This is a genomic window from Erwinia sp. 2186 (assembly GCF_057812255.1).
Genome location: NZ_CM173824.1, coordinates 1893457 through 1920211, shown reverse-complemented (window position 1 = coordinate 1920211; position 26755 = coordinate 1893457). Strand labels below are relative to the sequence as shown.

General features: G+C 54.5%; 26 protein-coding genes, 1 pseudogene and 1 riboswitch. Of the genes and pseudogenes, 22 read left to right on the top strand and 5 right to left on the bottom strand.

The window, feature by feature from the left end; genetic code table 11:
- The first annotated feature begins 38 nt into the window (after nucleotides 1–38).
- The 18 genes from ACXKZG_RS08790 to ACXKZG_RS08705 all read left to right on the top strand — a co-directional run bounded on the left by ACXKZG_RS08790 (nucleotide 39) and on the right by ACXKZG_RS08705 (nucleotide 17694).
- Nucleotides 39–1007, top strand: coding sequence for a PDR/VanB family oxidoreductase (locus ACXKZG_RS08790; protein WP_488876041.1), 969 nt, complete (start codon nucleotides 39–41; stop codon nucleotides 1005–1007).
- Nucleotides 1004–2293 (top strand): amidohydrolase family protein, encoded by a 1290-nt coding sequence (locus tag ACXKZG_RS08785; RefSeq protein ID WP_488876040.1) that lies wholly within the window; start codon nucleotides 1004–1006, stop codon nucleotides 2291–2293. The genes ACXKZG_RS08790 and ACXKZG_RS08785 overlap by 4 nt, the downstream gene beginning before the upstream one ends.
- Nucleotides 2283–2744: a RidA family protein gene (locus tag ACXKZG_RS08780; RefSeq protein ID WP_488876039.1), complete on the top strand. Its 462-nt coding sequence runs from the start codon at nucleotides 2283–2285 to the stop codon at nucleotides 2742–2744. The genes ACXKZG_RS08785 and ACXKZG_RS08780 overlap by 11 nt, the downstream gene beginning before the upstream one ends.
- Nucleotides 2745–2774: 30 nt before the next feature.
- On the top strand, nucleotides 2775–3656 hold the full coding sequence (locus tag ACXKZG_RS08775; protein WP_053142349.1) for a creatininase family protein: 882 nt from the start codon (nucleotides 2775–2777) through the stop codon (nucleotides 3654–3656).
- A gap of 13 nt (nucleotides 3657–3669) precedes the next feature.
- Entirely contained in the window at nucleotides 3670–4653 is a 984-nt protein-coding gene (locus ACXKZG_RS08770; RefSeq protein ID WP_488876243.1) for an ABC transporter substrate-binding protein, read from the top strand.
- Complete coding sequence (locus ACXKZG_RS08765) at nucleotides 4650–5477, top strand: ABC transporter ATP-binding protein (RefSeq protein WP_488876038.1); 828 nt, start codon at nucleotides 4650–4652, stop codon at nucleotides 5475–5477. The genes ACXKZG_RS08770 and ACXKZG_RS08765 overlap by 4 nt, the downstream gene beginning before the upstream one ends.
- A gap of 3 nt (nucleotides 5478–5480) precedes the next feature.
- Nucleotides 5481–6296 (top strand): ABC transporter permease, encoded by an 816-nt coding sequence (locus ACXKZG_RS08760; protein ID WP_013202733.1) that lies wholly within the window; start codon nucleotides 5481–5483, stop codon nucleotides 6294–6296.
- Between the two features lie 30 nt (nucleotides 6297–6326).
- Nucleotides 6327–7727, top strand: coding sequence for an FAD-binding oxidoreductase (locus ACXKZG_RS08755; protein ID WP_488876037.1), 1401 nt, complete (start codon nucleotides 6327–6329; stop codon nucleotides 7725–7727).
- Between the two features lie 152 nt (nucleotides 7728–7879).
- Nucleotides 7880–9154, top strand: coding sequence for a TonB-dependent receptor (locus tag ACXKZG_RS08750; protein WP_346597649.1), 1275 nt, complete (start codon nucleotides 7880–7882; stop codon nucleotides 9152–9154).
- Nucleotides 9155–9272: 118 nt separating this feature from the next.
- Nucleotides 9273–9377: riboswitch (TPP riboswitch) on the top strand.
- A 65-nt stretch (nucleotides 9378–9442) separates the two neighbouring features.
- Nucleotides 9443–10138 carry a thiaminase II gene (gene tenA, locus ACXKZG_RS08745; protein WP_346594247.1) on the top strand — a complete coding sequence of 232 codons (696 nt, stop codon included), beginning with the start codon at nucleotides 9443–9445 and terminating at the stop codon, nucleotides 10136–10138.
- On the top strand, nucleotides 10135–10884 hold the full coding sequence (locus ACXKZG_RS08740; protein ID WP_428980817.1) for an ABC transporter ATP-binding protein: 750 nt from the start codon (nucleotides 10135–10137) through the stop codon (nucleotides 10882–10884). Before tenA ends, ACXKZG_RS08740 begins: the two co-directional genes overlap by 4 nt.
- The gene (locus tag ACXKZG_RS08735) at nucleotides 10881–11648 is read left to right on the top strand and encodes an ABC transporter permease (RefSeq protein ID WP_346566729.1); all 768 of its coding nucleotides are present in this window, start codon (nucleotides 10881–10883) and stop codon (nucleotides 11646–11648) included. The genes ACXKZG_RS08740 and ACXKZG_RS08735 overlap by 4 nt, the downstream gene beginning before the upstream one ends.
- 25 nt (nucleotides 11649–11673) lie before the next feature.
- The gene (locus tag ACXKZG_RS08730) at nucleotides 11674–12609 is read left to right on the top strand and encodes an ABC transporter substrate-binding protein (protein WP_488876036.1); all 936 of its coding nucleotides are present in this window, start codon (nucleotides 11674–11676) and stop codon (nucleotides 12607–12609) included.
- Nucleotides 12610–12809: 200 nt separating this feature from the next.
- The gene (locus ACXKZG_RS08725) at nucleotides 12810–13571 is read left to right on the top strand and encodes a hypothetical protein (protein WP_105759945.1); all 762 of its coding nucleotides are present in this window, start codon (nucleotides 12810–12812) and stop codon (nucleotides 13569–13571) included.
- 230 nt (nucleotides 13572–13801) lie between these two features.
- Entirely contained in the window at nucleotides 13802–14437 is a 636-nt protein-coding gene (locus ACXKZG_RS08720) for a TetR/AcrR family transcriptional regulator (protein ID WP_013202741.1), read from the top strand.
- A 169-nt stretch (nucleotides 14438–14606) separates the two neighbouring features.
- Nucleotides 14607–15986: a D-arabinono-1,4-lactone oxidase gene (locus tag ACXKZG_RS08715; protein ID WP_013202742.1), complete on the top strand. Its 1380-nt coding sequence runs from the start codon at nucleotides 14607–14609 to the stop codon at nucleotides 15984–15986.
- 17 nt (nucleotides 15987–16003) lie between these two features.
- A complete protein-coding gene (locus tag ACXKZG_RS08710; RefSeq protein WP_488876035.1) occupies nucleotides 16004–16825 on the top strand; it encodes a glycosyltransferase family 8 protein in 822 nt (273 codons plus the stop codon).
- A gap of 386 nt (nucleotides 16826–17211) precedes the next feature.
- Nucleotides 17212–17694, top strand: a complete 483-nt coding sequence (locus ACXKZG_RS08705) for a glutathione peroxidase (RefSeq protein ID WP_134824424.1) — start codon at nucleotides 17212–17214, stop codon at nucleotides 17692–17694.
- Between the two features lie 18 nt (nucleotides 17695–17712).
- Here ACXKZG_RS08705 and ACXKZG_RS08700 read toward each other — a convergent pair whose 3' ends face one another.
- Entirely contained in the window at nucleotides 17713–18591 is an 879-nt protein-coding gene (locus tag ACXKZG_RS08700) for a LysR family transcriptional regulator (protein WP_488876034.1), read from the bottom strand.
- 100 nt (nucleotides 18592–18691) lie between these two features.
- On the opposite strand from ACXKZG_RS08700, the gene ACXKZG_RS08695 reads away from it, so the two are divergent.
- Nucleotides 18692–19666: a nitrilase family protein gene (locus ACXKZG_RS08695; protein WP_134824426.1), complete on the top strand. Its 975-nt coding sequence runs from the start codon at nucleotides 18692–18694 to the stop codon at nucleotides 19664–19666.
- A gap of 730 nt (nucleotides 19667–20396) precedes the next feature.
- On the top strand, nucleotides 20397–20627 hold the full coding sequence (locus ACXKZG_RS08690; protein ID WP_134824427.1) for a YgdI/YgdR family lipoprotein: 231 nt from the start codon (nucleotides 20397–20399) through the stop codon (nucleotides 20625–20627).
- Nucleotides 20628–21521: 894 nt separating this feature from the next.
- On the opposite strand, the gene ACXKZG_RS08685 is transcribed toward ACXKZG_RS08690, so the two are convergent.
- On the bottom strand, nucleotides 21522–22526 hold the full coding sequence (locus tag ACXKZG_RS08685) for an AraC family transcriptional regulator (protein ID WP_455916561.1): 1005 nt from the start codon (nucleotides 22524–22526) through the stop codon (nucleotides 21522–21524).
- A 63-nt stretch (nucleotides 22527–22589) separates the two neighbouring features.
- Here ACXKZG_RS08685 and ACXKZG_RS08680 point away from each other — a divergent pair, with 63 nt between their 5' ends.
- Entirely contained in the window at nucleotides 22590–23792 is a 1203-nt protein-coding gene (locus tag ACXKZG_RS08680; RefSeq protein ID WP_488876033.1) for an MFS transporter, read from the top strand.
- A 284-nt stretch (nucleotides 23793–24076) separates the two neighbouring features.
- Here ACXKZG_RS08680 and ACXKZG_RS08675 read toward each other — a convergent pair whose 3' ends face one another.
- Nucleotides 24077–24622, bottom strand: coding sequence for a cysteine hydrolase family protein (locus ACXKZG_RS08675; protein ID WP_134824430.1), 546 nt, complete (start codon nucleotides 24620–24622; stop codon nucleotides 24077–24079).
- A 453-nt stretch (nucleotides 24623–25075) separates the two neighbouring features.
- Entirely contained in the window at nucleotides 25076–25522 is a 447-nt protein-coding gene (locus ACXKZG_RS08670; protein WP_488876032.1) for a YceI family protein, read from the bottom strand.
- Nucleotides 25523–25569: 47 nt separating this feature from the next.
- On the opposite strand from ACXKZG_RS08670, the pseudogene ACXKZG_RS08665 reads away from it, so the two are divergent.
- Nucleotides 25570–25707: pseudogene (locus ACXKZG_RS08665) on the top strand (glutathione peroxidase); the annotation flags it as partial.
- A gap of 101 nt (nucleotides 25708–25808) precedes the next feature.
- Here the strand turns inward: ACXKZG_RS08665 and ACXKZG_RS08660 are convergent.
- Nucleotides 25809–26744, bottom strand: coding sequence for an aromatic alcohol reductase (locus tag ACXKZG_RS08660; RefSeq protein WP_488876031.1), 936 nt, complete (start codon nucleotides 26742–26744; stop codon nucleotides 25809–25811).
- Nucleotides 26745–26755 lie beyond the last annotated feature (11 nt).

Genomic DNA, 26755 nt, shown 5'->3' with positions numbered 1-26755 from the left:
CACTCAAACAGAGTCCAGACTCGCTACGGTAAAAGAACATGAAAGACGCCGAAATAATCCCTGTCACGATCAAAGCAATCACTGAAAATGGCGCAGGAAACCGGTCATTGCAGTTAATTGCCCAGCGGGATTATGCGTTGCCAGGCTGGTTACCCGGCGCACATATCGACCTGTATATTCCTGAAATTGGCCCGCGCCAGTATTCTCTTTGTGGCGAACACGGTGACGCGGAATATTATGAAATCTGCGTCAAGCTGGCCGAACTGTCCTCTGGCGGCTCGCAGCATATTCACCACCATTTTAAGCCTGGCGACAGCCTGACGATTTCCGCACCGCGCAACCATTTTCCGTTACCAGACGCACCGCGTTATCTGCTGTTGGCGGGCGGGATTGGCATTACGCCGTTGCTGACGATGGCGGAAGCTATCGCGCGGCAGGGCGGCGAATGTGAGCTGCATTACTATGCTTCGAACGCTGAACAAACCGCTTTCCTGCCGCGTCTGAGCGCGCAACCTCTCGCGGAGCGGGTGTTTTTTCATTACAGCGACGCAAACGATTCCCTGCGCCACAACACGCCATTCGCCCTGACGCAATCCGACCCGCACACCCGGGTGATGGCCTGCGGACCGGACGGATTTATTCAGCGGCTGCAGGACATTATGCAGCAGCATCACTGGCAGCCCGACCAGTTACATTTTGAGCGTTTCAGCAACCCGGAATTAGCGCGACAAGGTGGCAATACGGCATTTCATATTGAGCTGAGTTCCACCGGACAACGTTATCTGGTCAGCCCGGAGCAGACCATTGCCGAAGTCTTACTCAGTGCCAAAGTCGATATTATGCTTTCCTGCGAACAGGGTATTTGTGGCTCCTGTATTACCGACGTGATCGACGGCATTCCGGATCACCGGGATTGTGTGCTGACCGATGAAGAAAAGGCCGACAACAGCCAGATAACGGTGTGTTGTTCCCGCGCCAAATCCCCTGTTCTGGTCCTCGACCTGTGAGGCTGACGACGCGCCCGACTCCACCCGGCTCGCCACTGGCCGGCGTTGCCAACGTCCGTTTACCGGCGTGGCTGCTGCCCGCCGACTGGCCGCAGCAGCAGGGTGAACCCGTCGCGGCGGATATCCGTTTCGCCGACGGCAGGATCGCCTCGCTAACCCCCGCTCAGCCCGACCAGCCAGATTTGTGGGACCTTCAGGGCACGCTGGCCTTGCCGGGCCTGATTGAACCGCACGCGCATCTGGATAAAACCTTCACCATTGGCCGCAGTCGCCCAGCCCGACCGGGTCTGTTAGCGGCGATTGAAACCCTGCACCAGGATCGCCAGCACTGGACCGCTGAGGATCTCCACCAGCGCGCGGCGCAGGGCCTGGCCTGGGCGGCGTCCCACGGCGTCAGCCTGCTACGCAGCCATATCGACTGGTTTGAACCAACGCCACCGCTTGCCTGGCATGAACTGGCGACCCTTCACCAGCCTGGCGTCACGCTGCAACGCGTGGCGCTGGCGCCACTGGGCTTTTTCGCCGATGCGGATGCCGCAGACCGCATTGCCCGCGCGGTGGCGCAAAGCGGTGAACACTGCCTGTTAGGCGGATTTGTTCACTCCTCCAACTGGGATCCGGCCGCGATGGCCAACCTGATGCACAGCGCCGCCCGCTGGGGGCTGGATGTGGATCTGCATATCGACGAAGAGCTTAGCGAGACCGCCAACGGCCTGGTCTGGCTGGCTGACTTCCTCAGCGAAAACGCCTTTAGCGGGCATATCTGCTGCAGCCACGGATGCGCGCTGGCGTCCGGCAGTGAACAGCAGGCTAAGGTCGTGCTCAGCGAATTAGCTAAACACCGTGTCACCCTGATCGCCCTGCCGATGACCAACCTGCTGTTGCAGGACGCCGTTGTCGGCCAGACGCCGCGCCAGCGCGGGATCACCCTGGTGAAAGAGGCGCAGGCCGCCGGCATTCCGGTGATGCTCGGGTGCGACAACGTGCAGGATGCCTTTTGCCCGGCAGGCAGCTATGACCCGCTGGATACCCTGAGCTGCGGGCTGTTTGCCCTGCAGCTGGATAGAGTTTTTGACCAGCAGTCCCAGCTGATCTGTTCTGCTGCTGCGCTGAGCGGTACGGCAAACGACTTACCGCTGGCGGTGGGTAGCCCCGCCAGCCTGGTGCTTTTCCCGGGAAGCGATAGCGTAACCTGGCCTTTAAACAGTGCGGCTCGCGTGGTGATCCACCACGGCAAGCTGACCTTTCAACGAACGTGGAATGCGGAGTGCTGTTATGAGTCTTGAAGCCGGAGCGGGCAAGCCGCTCGCCAAATATGCCGCCTGGCGTCGCGCGGGAGATTTTATCTTTCTGTCCGGCATTATTCCGGTCAATCCACAGAGCGCCACCATCGTGCGCGGCTTTCAGGATATTCCGGCCGACGCCCGCGTGTTGCTCGGTGAAACCGGCGAATTCTCGACCGATGCCAAACAAGGCCCGATTCTTGCACAGAGTTGGTACGTGCTGGAAAGCATCCGCCGCACCATTGAAGAGGCCGGTGGCGAGATGAGTGACGTGATCAAACTGGTGCAGTATTTCCGCAACCTCGATCACTTCCCGTATTACAGCCAGGTGCGAAAACTGTTTTATCCCGGTCAGCCGCCCGTTTCCACCGTGGTGCAGGTCAGCGAGATGCTGCCAGGTGCCGAGGTACTGATTGAAGTTGAGGCCACCGCGTGGCTACCCCAATCCCGCTAAACGCAATAATGTCGGATAACGAGGCACAGTATGATTAACGGTTATATTCCCGCAGCCCGCTTCCTCCCTTTCCTCAGCTGGCCGGCGATTGCTGCCCTGCCGGACAAAGCCAATACCGTGATCGTATTGCCGACCGGCGCCATAGAGCAACATGGCCCGCATCTGCCCTGCTCCGTGGACAGCGTGATCTCGTCCGGCGTGGCAGGCCACGCGCTGGCCCGTTTACCAAAAGCGATCCCGGCGTTCGCCATTCCACCGGTCACCTACGGCAAGTCGGACGAGCACCTGAATTTTCCCGGCACCCTGACCTTAACCGGCGACACGCTGCTGCAAACCATTCTGGAAATTGCCGAATCGGTGTATCGCGCAGGCTTCCGCAAGCTGTTGATGATTAACGGCCACGGCGGACAGCCGCAGGTATTGCAGATGGCCTCACGCGAGATGCGTCTGCGCCATGGCGACATGATTATGATCCCGCATGACGTGTTCCGCGTGCCGAACGTGGAGAACCAGTATCTCAGCGCGCAGGAGCAAAAAATGGCGATGCACGCGGGCCACAGTGAAACGGCGGTGATGCTGGCGCTGGCCCCGGAGTGCGTCCATATGGAGCATGCGGTGGTGAACTATCCTCCTGAATTCCCCTGCCCGACGCTGTCCAGCAGCCGTCCGGCGGCCGCCTGGGCCTCATACGACTTTGGTCCCAGCGGCGTGATTGGCGACCCGACGCAGGCCACCGTTGAGCAGGGCCACGCCATCCTCGACTCGCTCGCCGCCAGCTGGGCGCAGGCCATTACCGAAATCCATCAAATGGAATGGAAAGCACGCAGTGAACCCACCTGGGGAAAACACCACTGGAATGGCTTTGTGCAGACCTCTTTTACGCCACCTTCGTCTTCTTTTGCCTCTGAATAAAGGATTTCCCGTGATGAATAACATGCGCAAAACCACCTATAGCCTGATTGCCCTGATGCTGGCCGGAACCTCTTTTTCCACCCTGGCAGAAGAAAAATTCACCTTCCTTACCAACTGGTACGCTCAGGCAGAACACGGCGGCTTTTATCAGGCGCAGGCCAAAGGGTTGTACAAAAATGCCGGGCTGGACGTCAGCATCAAGATGGGCGGCCCGCAGGTCAATGTGATGCAGCTGATGGCCGCCGGCCAGGCGGACTGTACGCTGGGCGACAACGGTCAGGCGCTGGAGACCTGGCAGGCCGGTGTGCATGCGATGACCGTCGCGACGGTGTTCCAGCACTCGCCAACGGTGTTTATCAGCCATGACAAGGTCAGCAAAGGCGAGGAATTAAAAGATAAAACCTTCCTGCTGGCCACCGAGGCCTATACCTCGTTCTGGCCATGGGCTAAAAGCAATCTGGGCCTGGCCAACGCCAAAATTCGTCCTTACACCTTCAGCGTGCAGCCTTTCCTCGCGGACAATAATTTAGTCCAGCAGGGCTACGTCACCTCCGAGCCGTTCTCGGTGCAAAAAGGCGGCAAGCCATTCTACGTCTACCCGCTCAGCGACTGGGGCTACCCGCCGTACGGCAACTCGATTATCTGTATGGCCGACACGGTGAAAAATCACCCGACGGCGGTCGCGGCCTTTATTAAGGCGTCGATGGAAGGCTGGAAAGAGTATCTGCAGGACCCGACCGCCGGCAACGTGCTGATCACCAAGGCCAACCCGCGAATGGGTGCCGATCAAATTGCCTTTGGCATCGCGCAGATGAAGAAATATGAGCTGGTGACCGGCGGCGACGCACAAACCGGCGGCATTGGCATCATCACCGAACCGCGTCTGAAAGAGACCTGGGATATGTTGGTGAAAAACAAACTGATCGCCGCCGATAAAGTGCCGTTTGAACAGACCTATACCCTCGACCTGATTAAAGACGCGAAGGTTATGCCATGAATTCAGCCCCTAAATTGACCGTAATGAGTGAGGTGCGCGCGCCCAGCGCGCCGCCACAGCCCGCCATTGAGGTGCTGTCGGCGGAGAAGATCTACAGCAACGGCACCCGCGCGTTATTGCCGGTCAATCTGACCATCAACCAGGGTGAGTTTATCACCCTGCTTGGCCCCTCTGGCTGCGGCAAAAGTACGCTGCTGAAGATGGTGGCCGGGCTGATTGAACCGACCGACGGCAAGCTGATTTTGTGGCGGCGTGACAGCCGTGAGAAGGCGCAGGAGCCGCTGTCGTTTGTCTTCCAGGAAGCCACGCTGATGCCGTGGTGCAACGTGCATAACAACGTGCGCCTGCCGCTCGATCTGGCCGGCGTGCCGCGCGCAGAAGCCAACACCCGCGTCAGTGAAGCGCTGGAGCTGGTGGGTCTGGGCAAGTTTGCCAAAGTCCTGCCGCGTGAGCTGTCCGGCGGCATGCAGATGCGCGTGTCGATTGCGCGCGGGCTGGTCACACGGCCTAAGCTGCTGCTGATGGACGAACCGTTCGGCGCGCTCGACGAAATCACCCGCAACAAGCTGGACAGCGATCTGCTGCGTCTGTGGCGCGAACAGGGCCTGACGGTGGTGTTCGTCACCCACTCCATTCACGAAGCGGTGTTTCTGTCGCAGCGGGTGATCATGATGGCGGCACGGCCTGGCCGTGTGGTGGAGGATATCGCGATTACCGAACCCTTCCCGCGCAGTGAAGACTTCCGCGTCAGCCCGGCATTTTCGGTTTATGCCAAACGCCTGCAGGACAGCCTTCTGCAAGCCAGCCAGTCAGGAAAGGAGTAAGCCATGCAGACGCAACGATCAACGCCCTGGGCCAGCAACCCGACCTTCCGTAAAATCCTCTACCCGGCGGTGGTCGCCGTAGTGGTGATCCTGCTGTGGCAGGGCTGGGTCAGCTATTTCAAAATCCCGCAGTTCCTCGTGCCGTCGCCGGTGGTGATGCTGCAAAGCCTGTGGACCAACTTCGGCTCGCTGATGATGTCGCTGCTGTTCACGCTGAAAATCACCCTGATCTCCTTTGTGCTGTCGATCGTCATCGGCTGCGCGGTGGCCTTTGTGCTGGTGCAGAACCGCTTTGTTGAAACGGCGCTGTTTCCGTACATCGTGTTTCTGCAGGTGACGCCGATTGTGGCGATCGCGCCGCTGATCATCATCTGGGTGAAAGACACCACGCTGTCGTTAGTGGTCTGCTCGACGCTGATGGCGGTGTTCCCGATCATTTCCAACACCACCCAGGGGTTACGCAGCGTGTCGCCGGGCCTGCTGAGCTATTTCCAGCTGAGCCATGCCAGCCGCCTGCAAATCCTGGTGCGCCTGCGCATTCCCTCTGCCCTGCCGTACTTTTTCGGCGCGCTGCGCATCTCCAGCGGACTGTCGCTGATCGGCGCGGTAGTGGCCGAGTTTGTGGCGGGCACCGGCGGCAACAACACCGGGCTGGCCTATCAGATTTTACAGGCAGGTTATCAGCTGGATATTCCGCTGATGTTTGCCGCGCTGCTGTTGATTTCGTTAACCGGGATCGCGCTGTTTGGCGTGATGTCGTGGATTTCCCGCCGCGCCCTCAGCGCCTGGCATGAAAGCGAAGCCGTGCAGTCTCACTAATTTAATGACCCTTTTGCCGACAGGATGAGTATGGACAGTGAACAACGTAAGAACGCCGTAGAGCAGATGCTGCTGGCGCTTCCCGACCTCGAGTGGACGCTTCAGGCCCCCAAGGTCAAACGTCTTTCGCGCGATTTTCACTGGTTCAGCCCGGTGCTGAAGCAGCAGCTGGAAAACAAGCAGGCCGATGCGGTGGTTCGCCCGCGCAATGAAGAAGAGCTCAGCCTGCTGGTCAAGGCCTGCGTGCAGCACGGCCTGCCGCTGATATTACGCGGTGGCGCAACCGGCAATTACGGTCAGCTGGTGCCGCTACAGGGCGGCATTCTGGTCGATATGACCGCGTTTAATCAGGTGGTGGAACTGGGTGAAGGCCGCGTGCGGGCGCAGGCGGGGATCCGTCTGGCCGAGATTGAAACGGTGACCCGTCCAGAGGGCTGGGAGCTGCGCTGTATGCCGTCGACCTATCGGCTGGCGACGCTGGGCGGACTGTATGGCGGCGGCTTTGGAGGCATCGGCTCAATCAACTATGGCCCGCTGGGCGCACCCGGCAACGTGCTGAGCGTGAAAGTGATGACCATGGAAGCCGAGCCGCGCATCCTCAGCGTTCCCGCGCCGCAGGCCTTGCTGCTGCATCATGCTTACGGCAGCAACGGCATCTTGCTGGAAGTCGAGCTGGCGCTGGCACCGGTGCATCAGTGGATTGAGCGGCTGGATGTGTTCGACGACTTCACCGATGCGCTGGACTATGCCAATGCCTTTGCCCGCTCGCCAGGGCTGGTGAAACGCCAGCTTGCCCTGTTCGCCGCACCAATCCCGAGCTATTTCACCCATCTGAACGGCAACTACCAGGCCACGCAGCATGCGGTGATTAGCGTGATTGCGGAGCAAAGTGAAGGCCTGTGCAGCGGACTGTTAGAAAAGTATCGCGGCCAGAATGCCGTGCGCCAGACGGCGGACGAGGCGCGTGAAGCCAATGCCTCCTTGATGGAATATTGCTGGAACCATACCACGCTGCATGCGCTGAAAGTGGACAGCACCCTGACCTATTTGCAGACGGCGTTCAATTATTCCACCTATCGTCAGCAGATTATTACGATGGCGGAATTGTTCGGCGATGAAGTTATTTCCCATATTGAATTCCTGCGTGACAACGACAGCAATATCACTGCCAGCGGATTACAATTAATTCGCTATTCCAGTGAAGAAAGATTGAACGAAATAATGCAGATATTCCGCGATCATGATGTAAAAATAAATAACCCTCACGTCTTTACCATTGAAGAAGGTAAGCAAGGGGAAATTAAGGCCGAGGTGGTTTCAGTTAAAAAGGCGCTGGACCCGGCAGGACTGCTCAACCCAGGCAAGCTGCAGGGTTGGGACGTGCGCGACACGCTGGAATTACCAAGCGATCCGCTGTCACTGAATAAATGAAATCGCAATAAAATTAATTACAGTGCGTAAATAACCTGCGTAGCTAAAATAACGCGCTCGCCACTGGACGGTTTTACCGGATACCCAAAAAAAATTACTCAGCAAATTTTGCTGCGGGCAGATCATTTTCAAATTTTGACAGGAAGCTATTGATGAAAACAAAGAAGGTCAACTTTGCGCTAAAGTTGGGTGTACTCGTCGTCTCTCAGGCTTTATTAATGGGTCACGCGCTGGCTGCGGCACCGGTTTCGGATTGTGATGCCGGCGTCGCCGATTCACTGACCGAAATGTTTACCTGCGGCTCGGTCCATGGCAGCCTGCGCAGCCTCTATTATTCCACCCACAACGCCTATTTCTCACCGGGCTATTCGCAGGATACCGTCAGTTACGGTGGCAGCGTGAAGTACGCCACGGCGGAATATTATGGCCTGAGCCTCGGCGTCAGCGGCATTTTGCAACGCGGCATCTCGCATAACGATGACCACCTGATCGGTGAACTGGGGCCAAACGAGACCGGCGTCGGCGAAGCCTATCTGAGCTGGCACTATCAGGACTTCCGCATCACCGCCGGTGACCAGCGTATCAATATCCCGTTTATCGGCGACTACGACTGGCGCATCACCCCGATCCTGTTCCGGGGTGTGGACGCCAATTATGGCGACAGCGACAATTTCCTGCACGCCACCAAAATTACCCGCTATAAACCCTGGGGTGACGATCAGTTTCTCGACACCACCGCCTACACCGACGCCGATGGCCGTACTAACGGCATGTGGGGCATCGGCGGCGGACGTGCCCTGAAGCTGGATGATAAAAAGCTGACCGGCCAGCTGTGGTACGAAGAATACAATAACTACACCAAGATGGTTTACGCCGACAGCTTCCTGTCGTGGTCGGAAAATCCGTTGCAGCCAAAAATTGGCGTGCAGTTTATTCGCGGCCTGAGTCAGGGCGACGCGCTGGCGGGCGAAGTAAACAGCACCAGCTACGGCGCGCAGTATGCGATGAATTTTGTGCCGTCATTGCGCTGGTCACTGAACTGGGACCATATCGCCGCCAGTGAGAATGCCTATGGCAACGGTGCGCTGGTGACGCCTTATGCCCATAACACCTCGTCCGGCCAGTATTTTGCCCAGCCGTTCTTCACCAGTACCCAGGATTTGGGGAGCGGCAACGCCTACTCCACCGATCTGAACTGGACCGCCAACAGCAATATTTCCCTCGGCAGCCGTTACTCCTTTATGGATTTGACCGCCAGCGCCGGCGCGTCCAGCAGCAATCAGTCGGAGTACCTGATTTACGGCACCTACAGCTTTGATGGCGTGCTGAAAGGGCTGAGCCTGACCGACTTTGTCGGCGTGCAAACCACCTCGACCTCTGACAAGAACTTCTGGCAGAACCGCTTAGCGTTAGAATATGATTTCTAAGCCAAAACAGGCTTAGTGGCGCTTAAACAACGGCTTTCGCAAGAAGGCCGTTTTTCATTATGACGCCAACTCGGCTGCCAGCCATCGATTGTAATCAAAAAGTAAATATCGTATAACAAGCCTCTCCGAGGGGTGTCCTTTATGGGCTGAGATGGCGACGTTAGCCGGACCCTTTGAACCTGATCTGGGTCATGCCAGCGAAGGGACGGGTTGGCAATAGCATCACTTTCGATCGTTGCCTGTTCATACCTCTGCACGCCCGGATCTCCACTCACTTTTGGAGGTCCCATGTCTGACAACATGTTTTCCCGTGGTCTTTATGGCCAGCTTCGCCAGCAGGCCGCGGCTGACTGGCAGCACTACGTTAACCACCCTTTTCTTCAGCAGTTGGCCCAGGGCACGCTGCCTGAAAGCGCGTTTCGGCGCTATCTGACCCAGGACTACCTGTTCCTGATCCATTTCGCCCGCGCCTATGCCCTGCTGGTCAGCAAGTTCCGAACCCTGCCAGAAATGCGTGCCGCCACCGCCTCGCTGAATGCCATCGTCGCCGAGCTGCCGCTGCATGTCGGTTACTGCACGCAGTGGGGCATCAGCGAAAGCCAGATGCGCAATGAACAGGAAGCGCCCGAAACCCTCAACTACACCCGCTATGTGCTGGATATCGGCCAGTCCGGCGATGCGCTGGATCTGCTGGCCGCACTGCTTCCCTGCGTCGCGGGCTATGCCGAAATAGGCCTCGGCTTGCTGCACAATCCCACCACCGTCACCGAAGGCAATCCCTACCGCTCGTGGATCGCCAACTACGGCGACGAAAACTATCTGGCCAGCGTTCAGCGGGCGATAGATCTACTGGAAACGGTTGGGGTTCAGCGCGGCGCACAAAGTCGTCTGCCGGAGCTTTCAACCATCTTCACCACCGCCACCCGGCTGGAAAGTGCCTTCTGGCAGATGGGCCTGAATGCCAGTTTGAGTAACGTGGTATGAACAGTCATGACATTGCCCGCGGCGTGATCCCGCCGGGGATTGAGGTGCGCGATCTGACCCTGCGCTACGGCGCACGGACGGTGTTTGAACGGCTGAATGTCGATATCACCGGCGGTCAGTTTGCCGCGATGCTGGGAGCCAGCGGCGTCGGCAAAACCAGCCTGCTGAAGATCATAGCCGGGCTGGCGCAGCCGACGGCAGGCACGGTCACCGGCAGCGATGGCCTGCCGGTGCAGGGACGCGTGGCCTATATGGGGCAGAAAGATCTGCTCTATCCGTGGCTGACCGTTCGCGACAATATCAGCCTCGCCTCACGCCTGCGTGGCGAGAAGCCCGACCGCGAATGGGCCGATGAGCTGACGGCGCGCGTCGGCTTAAGCGGGTATGGCGACAGCCTGCCTGCCGGGCTGTCCGGCGGTATGCGGCAGCGAGCCGCGCTGGCCCGCACGCTTTATCAGCGTCAGCCGATGGTGCTGATGGACGAGCCTTTTTCAGCGCTGGACGCCATTACCCGCACCAGTATCCAGACCCTGGCCTCAGCGTTACTGACCGGCCACACGGTGTTACTGATCACCCACGATCCGCTGGAGGCCTGCCGCCTTAGCCACCAGCTGTTGGTGCTGTCTGCGGCCGGGATTGATGATTCGCATCAGATTGCCGGACTGCCGCCACGGGCCCCTGACGATCGGCACCTGTTGCAGAGCCAGGGTGAATTACTGCAACAGCTGACCCGGGCGGCAGGATGATATCCGTAAAAGAATCGGCCTTTGGCCGCTGGCGGCGTGGCCTGACGGTGTTTATCGGCCTGATTGCCGTCTGGTGGGCAATCACCCGCAGCGGCGTTCCTGCCTTCCTGCTGCCCACGCCGATGTCGGTTGCCGACGTCCTGTGGACCAGCCGCGCGTATCTGGCGGCGCACACGCTGGTGACCGCGGCGGAAATCGTCAGCGGGCTGGTCGCCGGCGTGTTGCTCGGCGCCATCCTTGCGCTGTGCATGATGTTCTCCCCCCGCTTACAGCGCTGGCTGATGCCGCTGGTGCTGACCAGCCAGGCCATACCGGTTTTTGCGCTGGCACCCTTGCTGGTGCTGTGGTTCGGCTTCGGCATCAGCGCCAAGGTGGCGATGGCGGTGCTGGTGATTTTCTTCCCGGTCACCTCGGCTTTCTTCGACGGGTTGCGCCGGGTCAATAACGATCTTCTCGACCTCGCCCGCACCATGGGCGCATCCCGCTGGGCGTTATTACGCCATGTGCGGCTGATGGCGGCGCTGCCTGCGTTTGGCTCCGGGCTGAGGATGGCGGCGGCGGTGGCACCGATTGGCGCCATCATCGGCGAATGGGTCGGCGCAGGCGAAGGTCTGGGCTACGTGATGCTGAACGCCAATGCGCGGATGCAAACCGAACTCTGCTTTGCGGCACTTTTTATTCTGGTGCTGATGACTCTGCTGCTGTGGCTGGCGGTGGACAGTGCACTGCGTCGCCTGATCCGCTGGGCACCGGAAAATGACTGATCGATACCTCACTCAAGGGAAACACATGTTTAAGAAAACCCTCTGCGGCCTGCTGCTGACTGCCGCCTGTGCCCACACTGCCAACGCCAACGACAAGATCACGCTGGTACTGGACTGGTATATCAACCCCGATCACGCGCCGATCATGGTCGCGGAACAGATTGGCGCGTTTAAGGAACAGGGGCTGGAGGTGAAAATTGTGCCGCCTTCCGATCCGGCGTTGCCGCCACGGCTGGTGGCAGCCAAACAGGCCGACCTGGCGATCACCTATCAGCCACAGCTGCATTTCTTTGCCGATCAGGGCTTACCGCTGATGCGCGTCGGCACGCTGATCAACTCGCCGTTAAATACGGTGATGACGCTGGATAAAAGCATCACCTCGCCGGCCGGGCTGAAAGGCAAAAAAATTGGCTACTCGGTCAGCGGTATTGAACAGGCGACGCTGGGCACCATGCTCAACCACGAAAAGGTCAGTCTGGATCAGGTGAAGATGGTCAACGTCAATTTCCAGCTCAACAGCGCGCTGATGGCGGGCCAGGTCGATGCGGTGATAGGCGGCTATCGCAATATCGAAGCGCTGGAGCTGAAGCAGCACGGTCAGGATCCACAGGTGTTCAACGTTGAGGACTACGGCGTTCCGGCCTATGACGAGCTGATTATCGTGGCCAATCGCGATGAGGTGAACGCGCCGAAAATCAAAAAATTCCTCATCGCGCTAAAGAAAGGCAGCGACTACCTGCATGCCCATCCACAGGAGAGTTGGGATGCGTTCGCCAGCGCGCACCCGGACCTTAATAATGCGTTAAACAAAGCCGCCTGGATGAAAACCCTGCCGCTGTTTGCCCGCGATCCTTCACACCTGGATACAGCCCGTTATGATGCTTACGAACGGTTTCTTTTTGACCACAAGCTGATCCAAAAAATAACGCCGGTTAACAATTACGCGATGGAATTACGTTAAGAAATCGTAAAGTCCACCAGCCGGTGCTGGTGGGCGAACCGATGTTGCAGGCCATTTCAAGCTGCTGATTACCCAAGGCTATCTGGCATTATCCTGAAAAGCTTTCTCCCCAGGCTTTCTTACCAATAAGTTATGCCATACTGGAACCTACTGTACAGGTTCTCTGATGCCTGTCCCCCCTCCGACCCCGGGTAAACTCCATGAGCAACTTCCTCAGTCCTGCCGCCGCCTACCTTAATCGCCGCAATGAATTGCTGGCGCAGCGTTCTGTGGTGGAGTCGCCCGTGGTGATTCAGACGATCAATAAGGCGCTGTTAGCCAGTGAGATCGCGATGGCAACCTTCCACGATTTGGAAGCGTTAAAAACCCTGCAACTGCGCAAAGCCAGGCTGATTGACTGGCATGAAGCAGACAGTCAGCAAGAGCTGCAAAACTTCGAGCTGGCCAGTAATGCGCTGACGCTGGCGGACGATGACAATGAGCAGGCATTCCTGAGCTATCAGCGTGATTTTGCCTTAATGGCCGCCTCATTCTCCTGGCAGCATGCCAGCCTGCAGATCGTGCAGAATGAACTGTTCGCCACCACCTTTAACCTGTGGCTGGAGACGCTGGAAGAGCTGTTTGCGTTGCCGGACAGAAAGCTGCTGTTTACCCGCATCAGCAAGATTCTGGCGTTCTCAATCGGTAAAATCCCGGTGCTGGGCGAGGCGATAGACGTTTACCGTATGCTGGTGTCGGTGATGTCCGCCAGTCTGGAAAAAGCCAAAAGCAGCGATGCGTATTTCTCGACGCTTGAAAGCTACACCGAGGCAGCCAACATTTGCAGCCGGGGCATTTTGATTTTCTGCTTCACCACCGAAGCGGTGCTGCGCGGGCGGCCTCTGCCGAACGAGGCGCAGTTGAATGAGAAAATCAAAGGTCATTACGCCAGCGTGATAGACGGAACGCATCCTTATTTTTGAGTCACTTTGCCGCGAACAACGTCCTGAACATGTTCGTGGCAACCCAATCCCCCACCGTTACCCTTCCCTTGTAAAGGGTTGAATCTCCGTCAGCTGCCTCCATACCTTACTATTGACCAACAGGATCACACCGCCCGCCCTGCTCACGAGGCCTTAGGCTTTCTGTGGTAATATGGTGGATGTAAACCCTGTCAGGGTCCTCTTACAGACGACGGATTTAACGAGTTGCTATGTCAGTCACAGCCAAAAGAAAAAACGACCCGGAAGGGTTGAAGAAACGCATCCTTGCCGGTGCGCTTGCCACTTTTGCCGAATTCGGCCTGCAGGGCGCCCGCATGGAACAGATTGCTGAACATGCCCAGACCACCAAACGGATGGTGGTGTATCACTTCAGCAACAAAGAGAACCTGTATGTGGAAGTCCTGGAGCAGGTGTATCAGGAAATTCGCCAGCATGAAACCGGGCTGAACCTGGCGGAAATGCCGCCGGTGATTGCCATGGCGCGCCTCGCCGAAGCCAGCTTTGACTATCACATCACCCACCCGGATTTTATGCGCTTAGTCTGCACCGAGAATCTGATGCGCGGGCGCTATATCAGCCAGTCGGAGCGCATCAAAACGCTGAATCAGAGTGCCCTCGACGTGCTGGAAGATATTCTGGCGCGCGGTAAAGCGGCAGGTGTGTTCGACAGCAAAGCGGACACGGTCGACGTTCACCGTCTGATCAGCAGCATCTGTACGCATAACGTGTCGAACCGCTACACCTTCAACACGCTGTTTGGCGGCGGCGAGAGCGAACAGCAGAGCATCTCGCGTAATCGTCAGCTGGTGGTTGATGCCACCCTGCGCTATCTGCGTCCGATTTGATCGGCAATCTGTACAACGAAAAACATTCTGTACAACTTTTCACGCCCCGGAACCTGTCGTTCTGGGGCTTTTCAGCTATGCTTACCGGTAATGTACGGCGCCTCGAAAGCTTATTCCTGCGCTTTTCCCCCTTACTGATTTGTTATTGTCCTTATGAAAGGAGTAGTCGATGACGAGCGAAAATCGCGGATATCCCCTTCGCAACCCCCATCCTGCCGCTGATGGCAAAGTATGGAACTGGGCCCAAAACTCCACGCTGGGCGATAAAAACGCGGTGTGCGCACCGGAGTCCGAGTCCGAATTGCAGCAGCTGGTTGCCGCCAGCCGGGGTAAAATCCGCGTAATGGGCAGCAAAATGTCGCCCGGCCGGATGCTCAAGCTGGTGGAGCAAGGCGATACGCTGGTGGACCTCAGCAAGCTGCGCGGCTTGATTGCGATCACCGATGACAGCGCCACCTTTGCCGGCGGTACGCCGCTGCACGAGGTTTACGAGATCCTGTCCGGCATTGGCAGAATGCTGCCTGCTTCCCCTGGCGTGATTGCCTCGCAATCCCTTGCCGGTGCCCTGTCGACCGGGACCCACGGCCAGGGATTGCAGCAAAGTTCGATTGCCGATGAGGCGCTGAGCATCCGTCTGGTGCTGGCCGACGGCAGCATTGCCGAGTATGACCGCGACCATAAGTGGTTCCCGGCGGTGCAACTGGGGTTAGGCTCGTTAGGCGTGCTGACTCAGGTGACATTACGCACCACGCCTTCTGTGGTTTACACCTGTTTCAAAAATGCGGTCAGTGCCGACACGCTGGAAGAGGATCTACTCGACTGGAACCACAACTATGCGCTGAGCAAAGCCTGGTGGTTCCCGAACGAGAACCAGGTTCACGTCTGGGCAGCACGAGAAGCGAATGCAGAAGAGATCGCACTTTACCAGGATAATAACGAAGATCTGGTGAAGCAGGAAGAGACCAGTGATGCGATGAACGAGACCATCGATCAGACGCTGGAGCATATGCGCAGCGACACCAAAATTCTTGATGAGAATGGCAAACCGTTCCGCACCGTCACGCGCTTTAAGGATTTCTCTGACGTGACCGGCGATGTGTATCAGGTGTTCTGTCGCGGGATCGCCACGCCGCAGATCAACGTTGAAATCGGCATTCCGCTGGCCCGTGCCGGCGAGGTGATCCGCAAGATTAAAGCCTGGCATGCCGACACTCAGCCGCACATGCATTACCCGATTATCCTGCGCTGCACCGGCCCGTCTTCGTCCTGGCTCAGCCCGGCCTATCAGCAGGACACCTGCTTCTTTGGTTTTGTGGTGTATTACTCCGAGGACGGTTCACTGTCTGAAGAAGGGGTGAATTTCCTGCGCGCCGTCGAAGAAGTATTGGCTGAAGAAGGTGGTCGCCCGCATTGGGGCAAATACTTTGAGGCGCCGTTGTACGATTGGGCAGCGCTCTATCCGCAGTGGCATGAGTTTGCCAGCGTGCGTGAAGCGCTGGATCCCCAGCATAAATTTGAGAATGCGTTTACCGCCGCATTATTAGACTGATTATCCAGGAGAAGCCAATGAAGGCATGGACTACCCTTTTGACGCAGCCAGGCTATCTGGTTGGCGTGCAGGCCTTGCAGAAATCGTTAGTGAAGTCAGGCAGCGCCTTTCCACTGGTGGTGATGGTCACGGAAAATATTGATGCCGATGCGCGTAAGACGCTGGAAGCAGCCGGCTGTTTGCTGCGCGATGTGCAGCCGATCAGTCCGAACAGCAGCCTGCAAAACAACTACGCTAACGCGCGTTTTTCCGAGGTATGGACCAAGCTGGCGGTATGGAAGCTGACCGAATTTGAACGCATTGTGTTCCTTGATGCGGACATGTTAGTGACGCAAAACATGGATGAGCTGTTTGAGCTGCCATTGGAAGAGGATCAGATTGCGGCCTGTCACGCCTGTCGTTGCAATCCAAACAAGATCCCAAGCTATCCGAAAAGCTGGCGTCCCGAGAACTGTTTCTACAGTTTTTGCCGTGGCATAGAGCACACGGAAGAACTGGAAGAAGTGGATAATTACCTGAACGGCGGTTTCCTGGTGCTGCGTCCGGATCAGGCGATATTTGAAGATATGTTGCATCAGTTGGCGGAGTTGGACGATCTTTCCCGCTATCTGTTTGCCGAGCAGGACTTCCTCAACGACTATTTCCACGAGCGTTGGAAGCCCTTGCCGTACATTTACAACGCCTTGAAAACGCTACCGTTCCAGCACTCCGCGATGTGGGATCTGGATGAGGTGAAGAACATTCACTTTATCATTGATAAGCCATGGGAGAAGGCGCTGGACAAGGGCGACCGCTATTACGCATTGAATAAGATGTGGTGGGATATCGCGGAAGCCTGATTTGGATTGGTGGGTTCAGGGGAGTCGTCTGCGGGTTTGGGTGACGGATCAGGGAGGGCGCGTTGAACGCAAAGTCGCCGTGAATCCATCCCTGGAGGCTCAGCTGCGACATCCCTGTCGCAGATGCTTTGCTTATCAACGCGCCCTCCCCTCCCTGAGCGTCAGTGTTGACTGGTTGAATGGGGGTACACAGGTCAAAATCTAAGGGCTGCCTATTCCCCTACTCTTGCTGATAATAGTCTTCAGGTAATTAGCTGAAGCTATTTGAAGCGGAAAGTTTGAGCATACCTGTCCGCTTTTCGCTGATTAAAACCCTTCTGCATCGGTATACTGGCGGCTTCGTTCCAGATGTTGACGTCAAACTGATTTTCTCTGAGGTTTCCGCTATGACCACCTTTCATCAACTTTCCGCCACCCGTCTGGATGGCAAGCCTGTTTCGATGGCCGACTATGCGGGCAAAGTGGTTTTGGTGGTGAATACTGCCAGCCAGTGCGGCTTCACGCCGCAATACGCAGGGCTTGAGGCGCTAAACAAGAAGTACGCCGCCCAGGGACTGGTGGTGCTGGGTTTCCCCTGCAACCAGTTCGGTAAACAGGAACCCGGCGGTGCCGACGAAATCGCGCAGACCTGTCACATCAACTATGGCGTGAGCTTCCCAATGTTCGGGAAAGTGGAGGTCAACGGCGCCAATAGTCACCCTGTATTTCGCTACCTGAAAGACGCCTTGCCCGGCGTGCTGGGTGGACGGATTAAGTGGAACTTCACCAAGTTCCTGATTGGACGCGACGGCAAACCGCTTAAGCGTTTCGCCCCGTTCACCAAACCCGAGAAAATGGAATCCGTCATTGTGGCTGCGCTTGAACTTTAAGGGCTCGTGTAATGCTGATTACGCGTTTTTGACCGCAATACGCTTTCTTATACTGGCAATAAAATTATCCCGGATGACATTCTTCGTGCCTGCGTTCCAGGCAATGCCAACTTTCCAGCTTATTGACTTGCCTGCTAACGGAATAATCACCCGTTCCGGTGGCGCGATTTGCAAAACGCTATAGGGCAAAATGGCAACACCTGTACCCGCGATCACCAATGCGACAATAGTGTGTATATCATCAGCCAGCTGGGTGGATGATATATAAAGACCGTTATCATGCAGAAAGCGGTCAATCTGCGCATTTAAACCCTGTCCTCGTTCTGTATGAAGACGTAACAAAGGACATTTTTTTAGCCATTCAGCAGCAGACAATGATAACGCGGGCGTTGCAGGTGCAATCAGCACCAGCCGATCGGTGAATAATGGCAGGTAATCAAGCGCTACAGGTGGAGGTACCCTGACAAATCCTACCTGAAGCTCATCATTTTGCAGTAGCTCGTACTGTAAGAAGGAGGGAAGATCCGTCAAAGACATCTCAATTCCCGGACAATCTCTGCGAAAATCAGCAATACAGCGTGGTGCCAGATAAAAGCTTGAGAGGCCAAATCCGACGGCTATATGCCCCTCAATACCGACTGAAACGCGCTCTGCGTGGTGCATAAATAACTGAGCTTGCCTGACCACTTTTTCAGCCTCTGGCAATAAGCGTTTCCCCCCGGCGGTCAGTGTTGCGCCGTGACGCCCGCGTGAAAAAAGTGACACCTTCACCGTCGACTCAAGAAGGTTAATTTGCTTGGTCAATGCGGGTTGCGAAATACACAGTGCCCGTGCCGCGTCGGCATAATTTCCTTTTTCAGCCAGTATCAAAAACGCTTTCAACAAACGGATATTCAATTTTTCATTCCAAAAGGTTATCGAAAATGGAAATCATTTGATTATACAGTTATTGGAAATCGTTATGTAATTCAGTTTCTACAACAACTGGAGAAGCATCATGCACGAATTGACGTCTTTAAAGGCTGCAACCGTACAGTTTCAGCATCGGGCAAATGACAAAAAATATAATCTACTGATCATGGAGAAGTTTATTGAGCAGGCAGCCATCCAGCAGGTGAAAATCCTGACGTTTCCGGAAATGTGTCTCACCGGTTATTGGCATGTGCCAAAGCTCACCACAGCGGAGGTTTCTGCTCTTGCTGAACCGATCGCAACCAGCCCTTCCCTGATGTTAATTCGCGCTTTGTCGATAAAACATCAAATGCTTATTGGTGCCGGGCTAATTGAACGAGCCGATGATGGCCGCCTTTATAATGCGTACGTTGCCTGTATGCCGGACGGCTCAATGCAGACGCATCGTAAACTTCATGCTTTTGAGCATCCGGCCATCAGCAGCGGTGACAGGTTTACCGTTTTTGATACGCCCTGGGGAGTAAAAGTAGGCATCCTGATTTGCTGGGACAACAATCTGGTGGAAAACGTGCGCGCTACGGCATTGCTGGGTGCAGATATTCTTCTCGCGCCCCATCAAACAGGCGGTACCGATTCCCGCAGCCCTTATGCGATGAAACCCATTCCGCTGGCGCTCTGGGCGGAACGGGAAACGCGAAAGGAAGAAATGACTGCTGCATTCAAGGGGCCAAGCGGTCGGGAATGGCTAATGCGATGGCTGCCTGCCCGTGCGCACGACAACGGGTTATTTCTTCTCTTTAGTAACGGCGTAGGCGCAGATGATGACGAAGTCCGCACAGGCAATGCCATGATCCTGGATCCTTATGGAAGAATCATTAATGAAACCTGGGCTGCTGAAGATTGTATGGTGAGCGCAGAACTGGATTTAAGCCTGCTTGCTATGAGTACCGGACGTCGCTGGATCCACGGTCGCCGTCCTGATTTATACCAGATTCTGACACAACCGCAGGGTTATGAACGTGATGCGATCAGCGCACGATTTTCGGATGAGATACCGTAAAATGAAACCGCATGGAATCACATCTGGCTGCGGCGTTTTTTTCCGGGAACGCGGGCATTAAACAGGATTTACATCCGGCCATAACAGACTTTTGGTTCTGGCATCCCTCTCCGGAAAGCGCCCTATCCTGACGCCGTTACTGCGCCTCGCTTGACCTTATGTGCCCTTCCCTCCAATCTGACGAGTGGAAGCGCAGACATGTATTTAATATCTGCACCGCGAGAGAAATCACACGGTGCTAATACCGTTTCATTGGGATAGCGTTACAGTTTTGCACAGCTCATGATTTGCTACAGCTGCTTCAGAGAAAATATCAGCCCGAAAAGGGTAAAACCAACCGTAACTGCAAGCAACATGCCGATGAGTATGTTCAATTTCACGCTTTCCCCTCCCTTATTTCATGTAATAGGCAGAAATTTATCATTATTTTTGCATCAGTCAGTATCTGCCCTAACGTCTTCATGCTGATGTTTAAAGAACCTGATTCACCTCTTTTGCACCCACGTCCATCTAACTTAGCGGTAATCCCGTGCAAATCTCGCCTGGCCTGACTGCTTGAGCGTACGACGACGGGTCGCGCTGCCGGGCACACATGTAAAATCAACTATACTGACGAAGTCACCACTAAAGGCTTGGATAAACAGGGACGTGAGGGGGACACCTTAAGATATGGACATAGCCACGGCATTTTTACATCAATTAAATGCAAACCGATATTCCGGAGAAACCAATGAAAAAAACAGTCCTTTTTCCCCTTGTGGCCCTGGTATGTATTGCAGCCCTGTCAGGATGTACCCGCTCAAGTTACGCAATCCATACCAATGATGGCAGGACCATCGTAAGTGACGGTAAACCCCATGAAGATGCAAAAACCGGCCTGATTGCTTATACCGATGCGAACGGTAAAAAGCAGCAAATCAATACCAGTGAAGTGAAATCAATGAGTGAAATTGGACACTGATCCACCCCCGCATTTTGCAGCCTGGCGGAAAGGCCAGGTTGCCATTTTTCTTGCAGTGGTAAAGCTGGCTAGTCAGTTTCGAAAAAACATAATGGGAGGGTGTTTTAGATGATTGGCGTACCGAATACAATAAAAGCCCTGACCATTGCAGTCAGGGCTTTTAAGGTACTATGGACTTCAGATTTAACATTAATGAACTTAATATTGATACTGCTAATGGTACTACTTAAAAATGCACACGTTTAATGCAGATAATATTGGGTACTGAACTCAAAACCTCCCTCTATTTCTCTATTAACTCTTTCGCCATCTTCTAAGAACCACAAGAATGGCACTGTAAACACGTACATTCCCCCTCGCGACATATACTCTTTGATGCGTGGCCTTACTGCTATTGTGATATTCAACTACACTAACCCAAATCACAATTTTCCTGCTCTACAACATGGCCTTACATCTCGTCGCGCTTTCCTCGTCAATTTGCGATTGAATATCTCAATTACATTGCCTTAAAGCACTGCCAACTTATAAACGTCTTGACTGCTAGTCGGCATCCCATACAAAACACTTCGTAGCCTTTATCGCAAATTGTTTTTCGTACCTGATTAATGCTTTCTACTGTAACAGCAAGATTTTGATGCCATCGCTGTTGACCCCTAATTTACGGATTTAATAATCAGTGTCAACACTGTTTTTAATAACAGTATTTCATTTACTGAACTACCTGTATTTCTGTTATAAACAGCTCGTCAGATTTTTTCATATCATTTAATAAATTGTAACATCTAATGGAATACTGATTCGCGCTACTACCGTTGCTTAAAAATCAAACAAACTGATTATCTGTTCGAGAACAGTAATGCAATCGACAATATCTCCCATGGACGAAGTGTATTAACGCCTCGCGGGTCGCTGACGCATAGCGCCCGGCGGATATCCATTAATGCGCTTAAAAGCTCTGCTAAACGCTGCCTGTGAGGCATAGCCGAGGCGAAGAGCAACGGTCTCGATTGCGATCTTTTCGTGAATAATCCAGTGACCTGCGATGCGCATTCGCACCTCCCTTGCATAGCGCTGTGGAGGTATGCCGATGATTGATTTGAAGCGTTCAGCAAAAACAGAACGTGACACATGCGACTGGGCAGCAAGCTCAGCAACAGACCACTCCCGCCCCGTATCGCGATGAATGGCCAGAATTGCATGGGCCAGCCGTGGATCACGTAACGCAGCGATCAGTCCAGCGGCGTTCTCGCTGCCATTTTCGATCCATCCACGCACAATCATGGCAGCCGCCACTTCTGCCAGGCGGGCCAGAATGCCTGCGAAGCCAGCGCGTCCGGAACAGATTTCGAATTTCATCGCGCCAAGAATGGGAACCAGCCCCGGATAAATCTGTTCATTTGCCTCAACCACTATGGCTTGCGGCATCAGTTTTCCAAGGCCCTGCATGCCACCGAGATCGAACGCCATACAGCCATAAAACAGAACCGTGCTGGGTGTTGGGTGCGAACTCGGGCAAGTATTGATTCCGCTGACGGCCTCACCTAAAGGAGCAGAACCTAGCGTGTCGATATGCTGAACTGAACAGCTGACATCCGATACAAGCTGATGATCCCCACCCTGCGGCATGAATACCATGCTTCCGGCCTTCAGTTCGTACAACGTACCGTCGTGTGTGCGAAGCAGAGCAGTACCCACAGCGATGTAATGAAAATAGGCGTGTCCCGGCCTGTTGCTAAAACCGACGCCAAACTCAGAGCCAGTCTGTAAACGGCGATACTGCACGCCACGCAGGCGCATTTCCTGTAGCAATTCACTGATGAGCTCGGATGACAGGGCAAAATGTTTATTCACAGGCATAACCGGCGTTTCGGGTAAAAAATCAGGATGGGGCATCATAGATCGTCCAGCCACTCAACTCTAGACTTGGCGTTGTAATTTTTTCACCAGGAAGAGTGTGTTATGAGAAATGAATCTACTGAAGCCGTATCCGCGAGTTTGAACAGTTCGGAACCCAAAGAATCCGCATGGATGGCTGTAATTTCACTGACTATGGGCGTGTTTGGCTTGCTGACAGCAGAATATCTTCCTGCCAGTCTGTTGACACCCATGGCTGCCGATCTCGGTGTGACCGAAGCGCTTGCTGGCCAGGCTGTAACGGTAACGGCGGTAGTGGCCCTGTTTGCTGGTCTGATGGTTCCCCGCCTGACGCGTAATTATGATCGCCGAAACGTTTTGCTTGGTTTTACGGTGCTAATGATTGCCTCCAACCTGCTCGTAGCTCTTTCATCCAATCTGGCTGTTCTTTTAGTCATGCGCATTTTGCTGGGCATCGCGCTGGGAGGCTTCTGGAGTATGGCTGCTGCCGTCGCTATGCGGCTGGTCCCTGCGAAAAGCGTCCCGCGTGCTCTCTCCATTATTTTTAGCGGTATTGCTGTCGGAACCGTCGTTTCGATCCCGCTCGGCAGCTATTTAGGGGGGCTTTATGGCTGGCGTAGTGCTTTTATCGCTGCGACCGCGGTCGGTGTGCTGACACTGATCTTTCAGCTGTTTACCCTTCCCGGAATGGCACCGCGTAGAGGGATGATAACGGCATCTGTCATGGATTTACTCCGCCGCCCAGGCATTGCGATGGGAATGACGGGGTGTGTAATTGCCCATACGGGTCAGTATGCGCTGTTTACCTATATTCGTCCGGCTCTTGAAAATATTGCCCAACTTGATGTGGATCGTTTGTCTTTGGTACTGCTTGGATTTGGCATTGCAAATTTTATCGGTACGCTGCTGGCCGGATGGATGATGGAGAGAAGCCTGCGTCTTACCCTGATAATCATGCCAGCGCTTGTCGGTTTCGCGGCATTAAGCATGATATTGCTGCCACTAGATGAAAAAGGATTGATGTTGTTCGTCGCGTTGTGGGGGATGGCATTTGGTGGTGTGCCCGTGGCGTGGTCAAACTGGGTAGCGCGTTCCGTTCCCGATCAGGCTGAAACCGCTGGCGGCATGGTAGTCGCAGCCGTTCAGTCCTCAATTGCTGCGGGCGCTGCATTGGGAGGATTACTCTTCGGCATCAGCGGCGTTACAGGTGTTTTCATTACTGCGGGTTGCATAATGTTTTTTGCCACGCTCGTTATTGGATTAAAGGTGAGGGTCGCGCTGACCTGACCCCTTCCCCCGTAACAGTCTTTCAAACAAAGGCCAGCTTAACCCGACGGCTGGCCTGAAAAAAAATGTAAGATTCCCTCCCCCCTTTTCGCTCTATTTAATGACCGCTTTGTGCCAAAGACAGACACGCCTTCAAAACTCCCAACTTCAAGAAATTGACACCCTGACTGCCGGAATTTGGTTGCGCAGAAATGGCAGTCGATCGCTATACCTGATGTGGAACCGCGACGCTAACGTACAAAGTAGCGTTGTAGACTGCCCTGCGGAGGGCTCTCTGTTCAAACTCATTTATTAGAAGCAAAGCTCCAGTCAGCGGCGCTCGAAAGCGTCACGAAGGGCCCGGCAAGCGTTACATTGTGATGGTCAACGATCTGATTTGCTGACAAATGTTCGTTATCCATTGTTGTATGCGCATCTGAAATCAGCACGGTCCTGAATTCCAGTTCCTTCGCAGCCCTACAGGTAGTGTCTACACAAAATTCTGTTTTCATCCCGGCGATAACCAGTTGCTTCACACCCCGCTGAACGAGCTGTAAGTTCAGGTCGGTGTCGCGGAAACAGCTGGGGTACTTTTTAATAAAAACGATATCCCGCTCAGCGTTCACGTCCATTTCGGGTATCAGTAGTGTTAACGGACTTTGCTTTGAAAAGGGGGAGTCATCAGGTCCGGTGTGGCGGGCAAAAAAGACGGGCACCTGAGCCTGCCTCGCCTTTGCAATCAGCAGACAAATATTCGACAGAACAGTGTCTGCGGAATGCGGAGTTACAGGGCCATGGAAAAGCCCCTGCTGCATATCGATAACTAAAAGTGCATTCTCAGATGAAATCATGATGTGTCTCCATTCAAAACGTTATGAACGGAGAGATTTACTTCCCCGTCCGGTTGGGCGGGGAGTGAGGCGCTGTTTTGTCAGGAGCCAGTCACAGATACGCCAACGCCGCCGAAAGTTCCGGTGGTGGTGACTGTTGTTGTCGGCTTAACTGACTTAATCATTTTCTAACCTTCGCTTATTATTTATTGGATATCAGGCACAGGAAATAAATGGGGTCATAAAATACGCTTTTCATATAAAATCACATCAATCAATAGCAGTCAAAACATTATCGTTTTTTATACATCAGCCTGATCAACTCATAGCAATCCGGTCCCCACGAAATAAGCTTCAGGTCGCACACCATAATGCCTGTTACACCGCTGACTTTGTGGAAAGACTCCCACAACTTCGGCTACCTGTGCAGATTTTATAGGCCGCCGATGATGAATATCTCGCTCCCCGTATCATTTAAGCGCCTTTATTCGGGCGAGCCTGAATTTCAATATTAATCGTTACGGTGTCATCAACAAGTGTGGCAAAGCTGTCCATATTGAATGCTGCACGCGAAATTGCTGTTGAGGCATGCAGCACAATGTTCTTAGTACCAGAGAGCTCACCAATTTTCGCATCCAGTGAGGCATTAAGGATCACCGGGCGTGTGACGTTCTTGATTTGCAGACGTCCAAACAACCGAAAATGTCCATTTCCCAATGCCACAACACGACTACTGGTGAAAGCTATGTTCAGATAGCTTTCTGCATCAAAAAAGGGACGGCTTTTCAACTGATAAGTTATCAAGGCATTGGAAGCCTCAAGAGAAGCAACCGGAATGGTAACGTCGATACGATCGTCCCTTTCATTTCCTGCATCGAGTGTAATTTCTCCCGTTACCCTGCCCATGCAGGCTTTGGACACATCGCCGAATGCATGCCAGGAGAGTGTTGGGCTTTAGGGCGTCGTCTGGGGGGTTGGGTGGACGAATTAAGTGGAATTTCACCAAGTTCCTGATTGGACGCGACGGCAAACCGCTCAAGCGTTTCGCCCCGTTCACCAAACCCGAGAAAATGGAATCCGTCATTGTGGCTGCGCTTGAAATCTGAGCGACGGGCTATTAGCAGCGACGGTATTCCGGGGCTTGAATATATCCTTATGAGATAAACCGCCGCTTATCGCTTCTAGCGATCTCTTCCACACCATAACGCTAGAGGCTTTGCTGTTTTGCAAGCCATTGTTCGGCCGTTGTCGTGGCAATTCCCTGACGGTGATTGAAGGTATTTTCTTTATGCCAGGCCACACCGTCAGGCCGTGCAAAAGCAAGCCGGTATTTAGCCCCGACATCTTGCGAATTCTGCAGCACGTCATCCTCAAGCTTTTGCCCGTCCAGTAATATTCTGGTTACTTCACTGCCCCAGTGGGCATGCATGACGTCAGCAAGCTCGCGATAAGTCAGCGTATCCCCGGCGATAAAGACAACCTCATTACGGTAAGCAGGCTGACACAAGAAAATATCTGCCGTCAGTCGACCAATATCTTCAGGTGTGGTTAAGGTCACTGCATGATCCCAGTTACCCAGGCCATAAACGATTTTACTGTGTGCATCAACGACACCAAAGCCGGGTTCGAACAGGTAGCTGGTAAAAATACCCGTAGAGACAATGACCCACTCTGTCGCGTTCTGCGCACGCAAAAGGTGGCGAACATTAAGCTGTTCATCCCACACTTGTTGCCCGCTGCCTTTACCGATAACGTCATAATCAACACCGAACTGCCATGGGAAGTAACGGGCTACGGCCGCTTTTAATACCGCCTGCGTAATCTTTATCTGCGTGCCCGGGCCGCCGACAAAACCGCTGCAGTTGATGACGGCCTCGAAAGAGCCAAATATCTCACTCAGCTCGTCAATACTGTTTTGGTGCAGATCGCCCTCGACTACACTGATGCCGAGTTTCATCAGCTCATCCAGCCGTGCCTTTCGTGACCCAGAAACAGCATGAGCGGCTTCGCTTCTGAGTAGCACGCTGATTTTCAGATGTCTGTGTTCTTGCGTTTTATTAGCCAACGCTCTTAGCACCTGAATCCCAAGCTCTCCCGCACCCAGTACAAGTAACGTTTCAATCGGTTTTTTTTCAACTTTCATTGTTGCTTCCT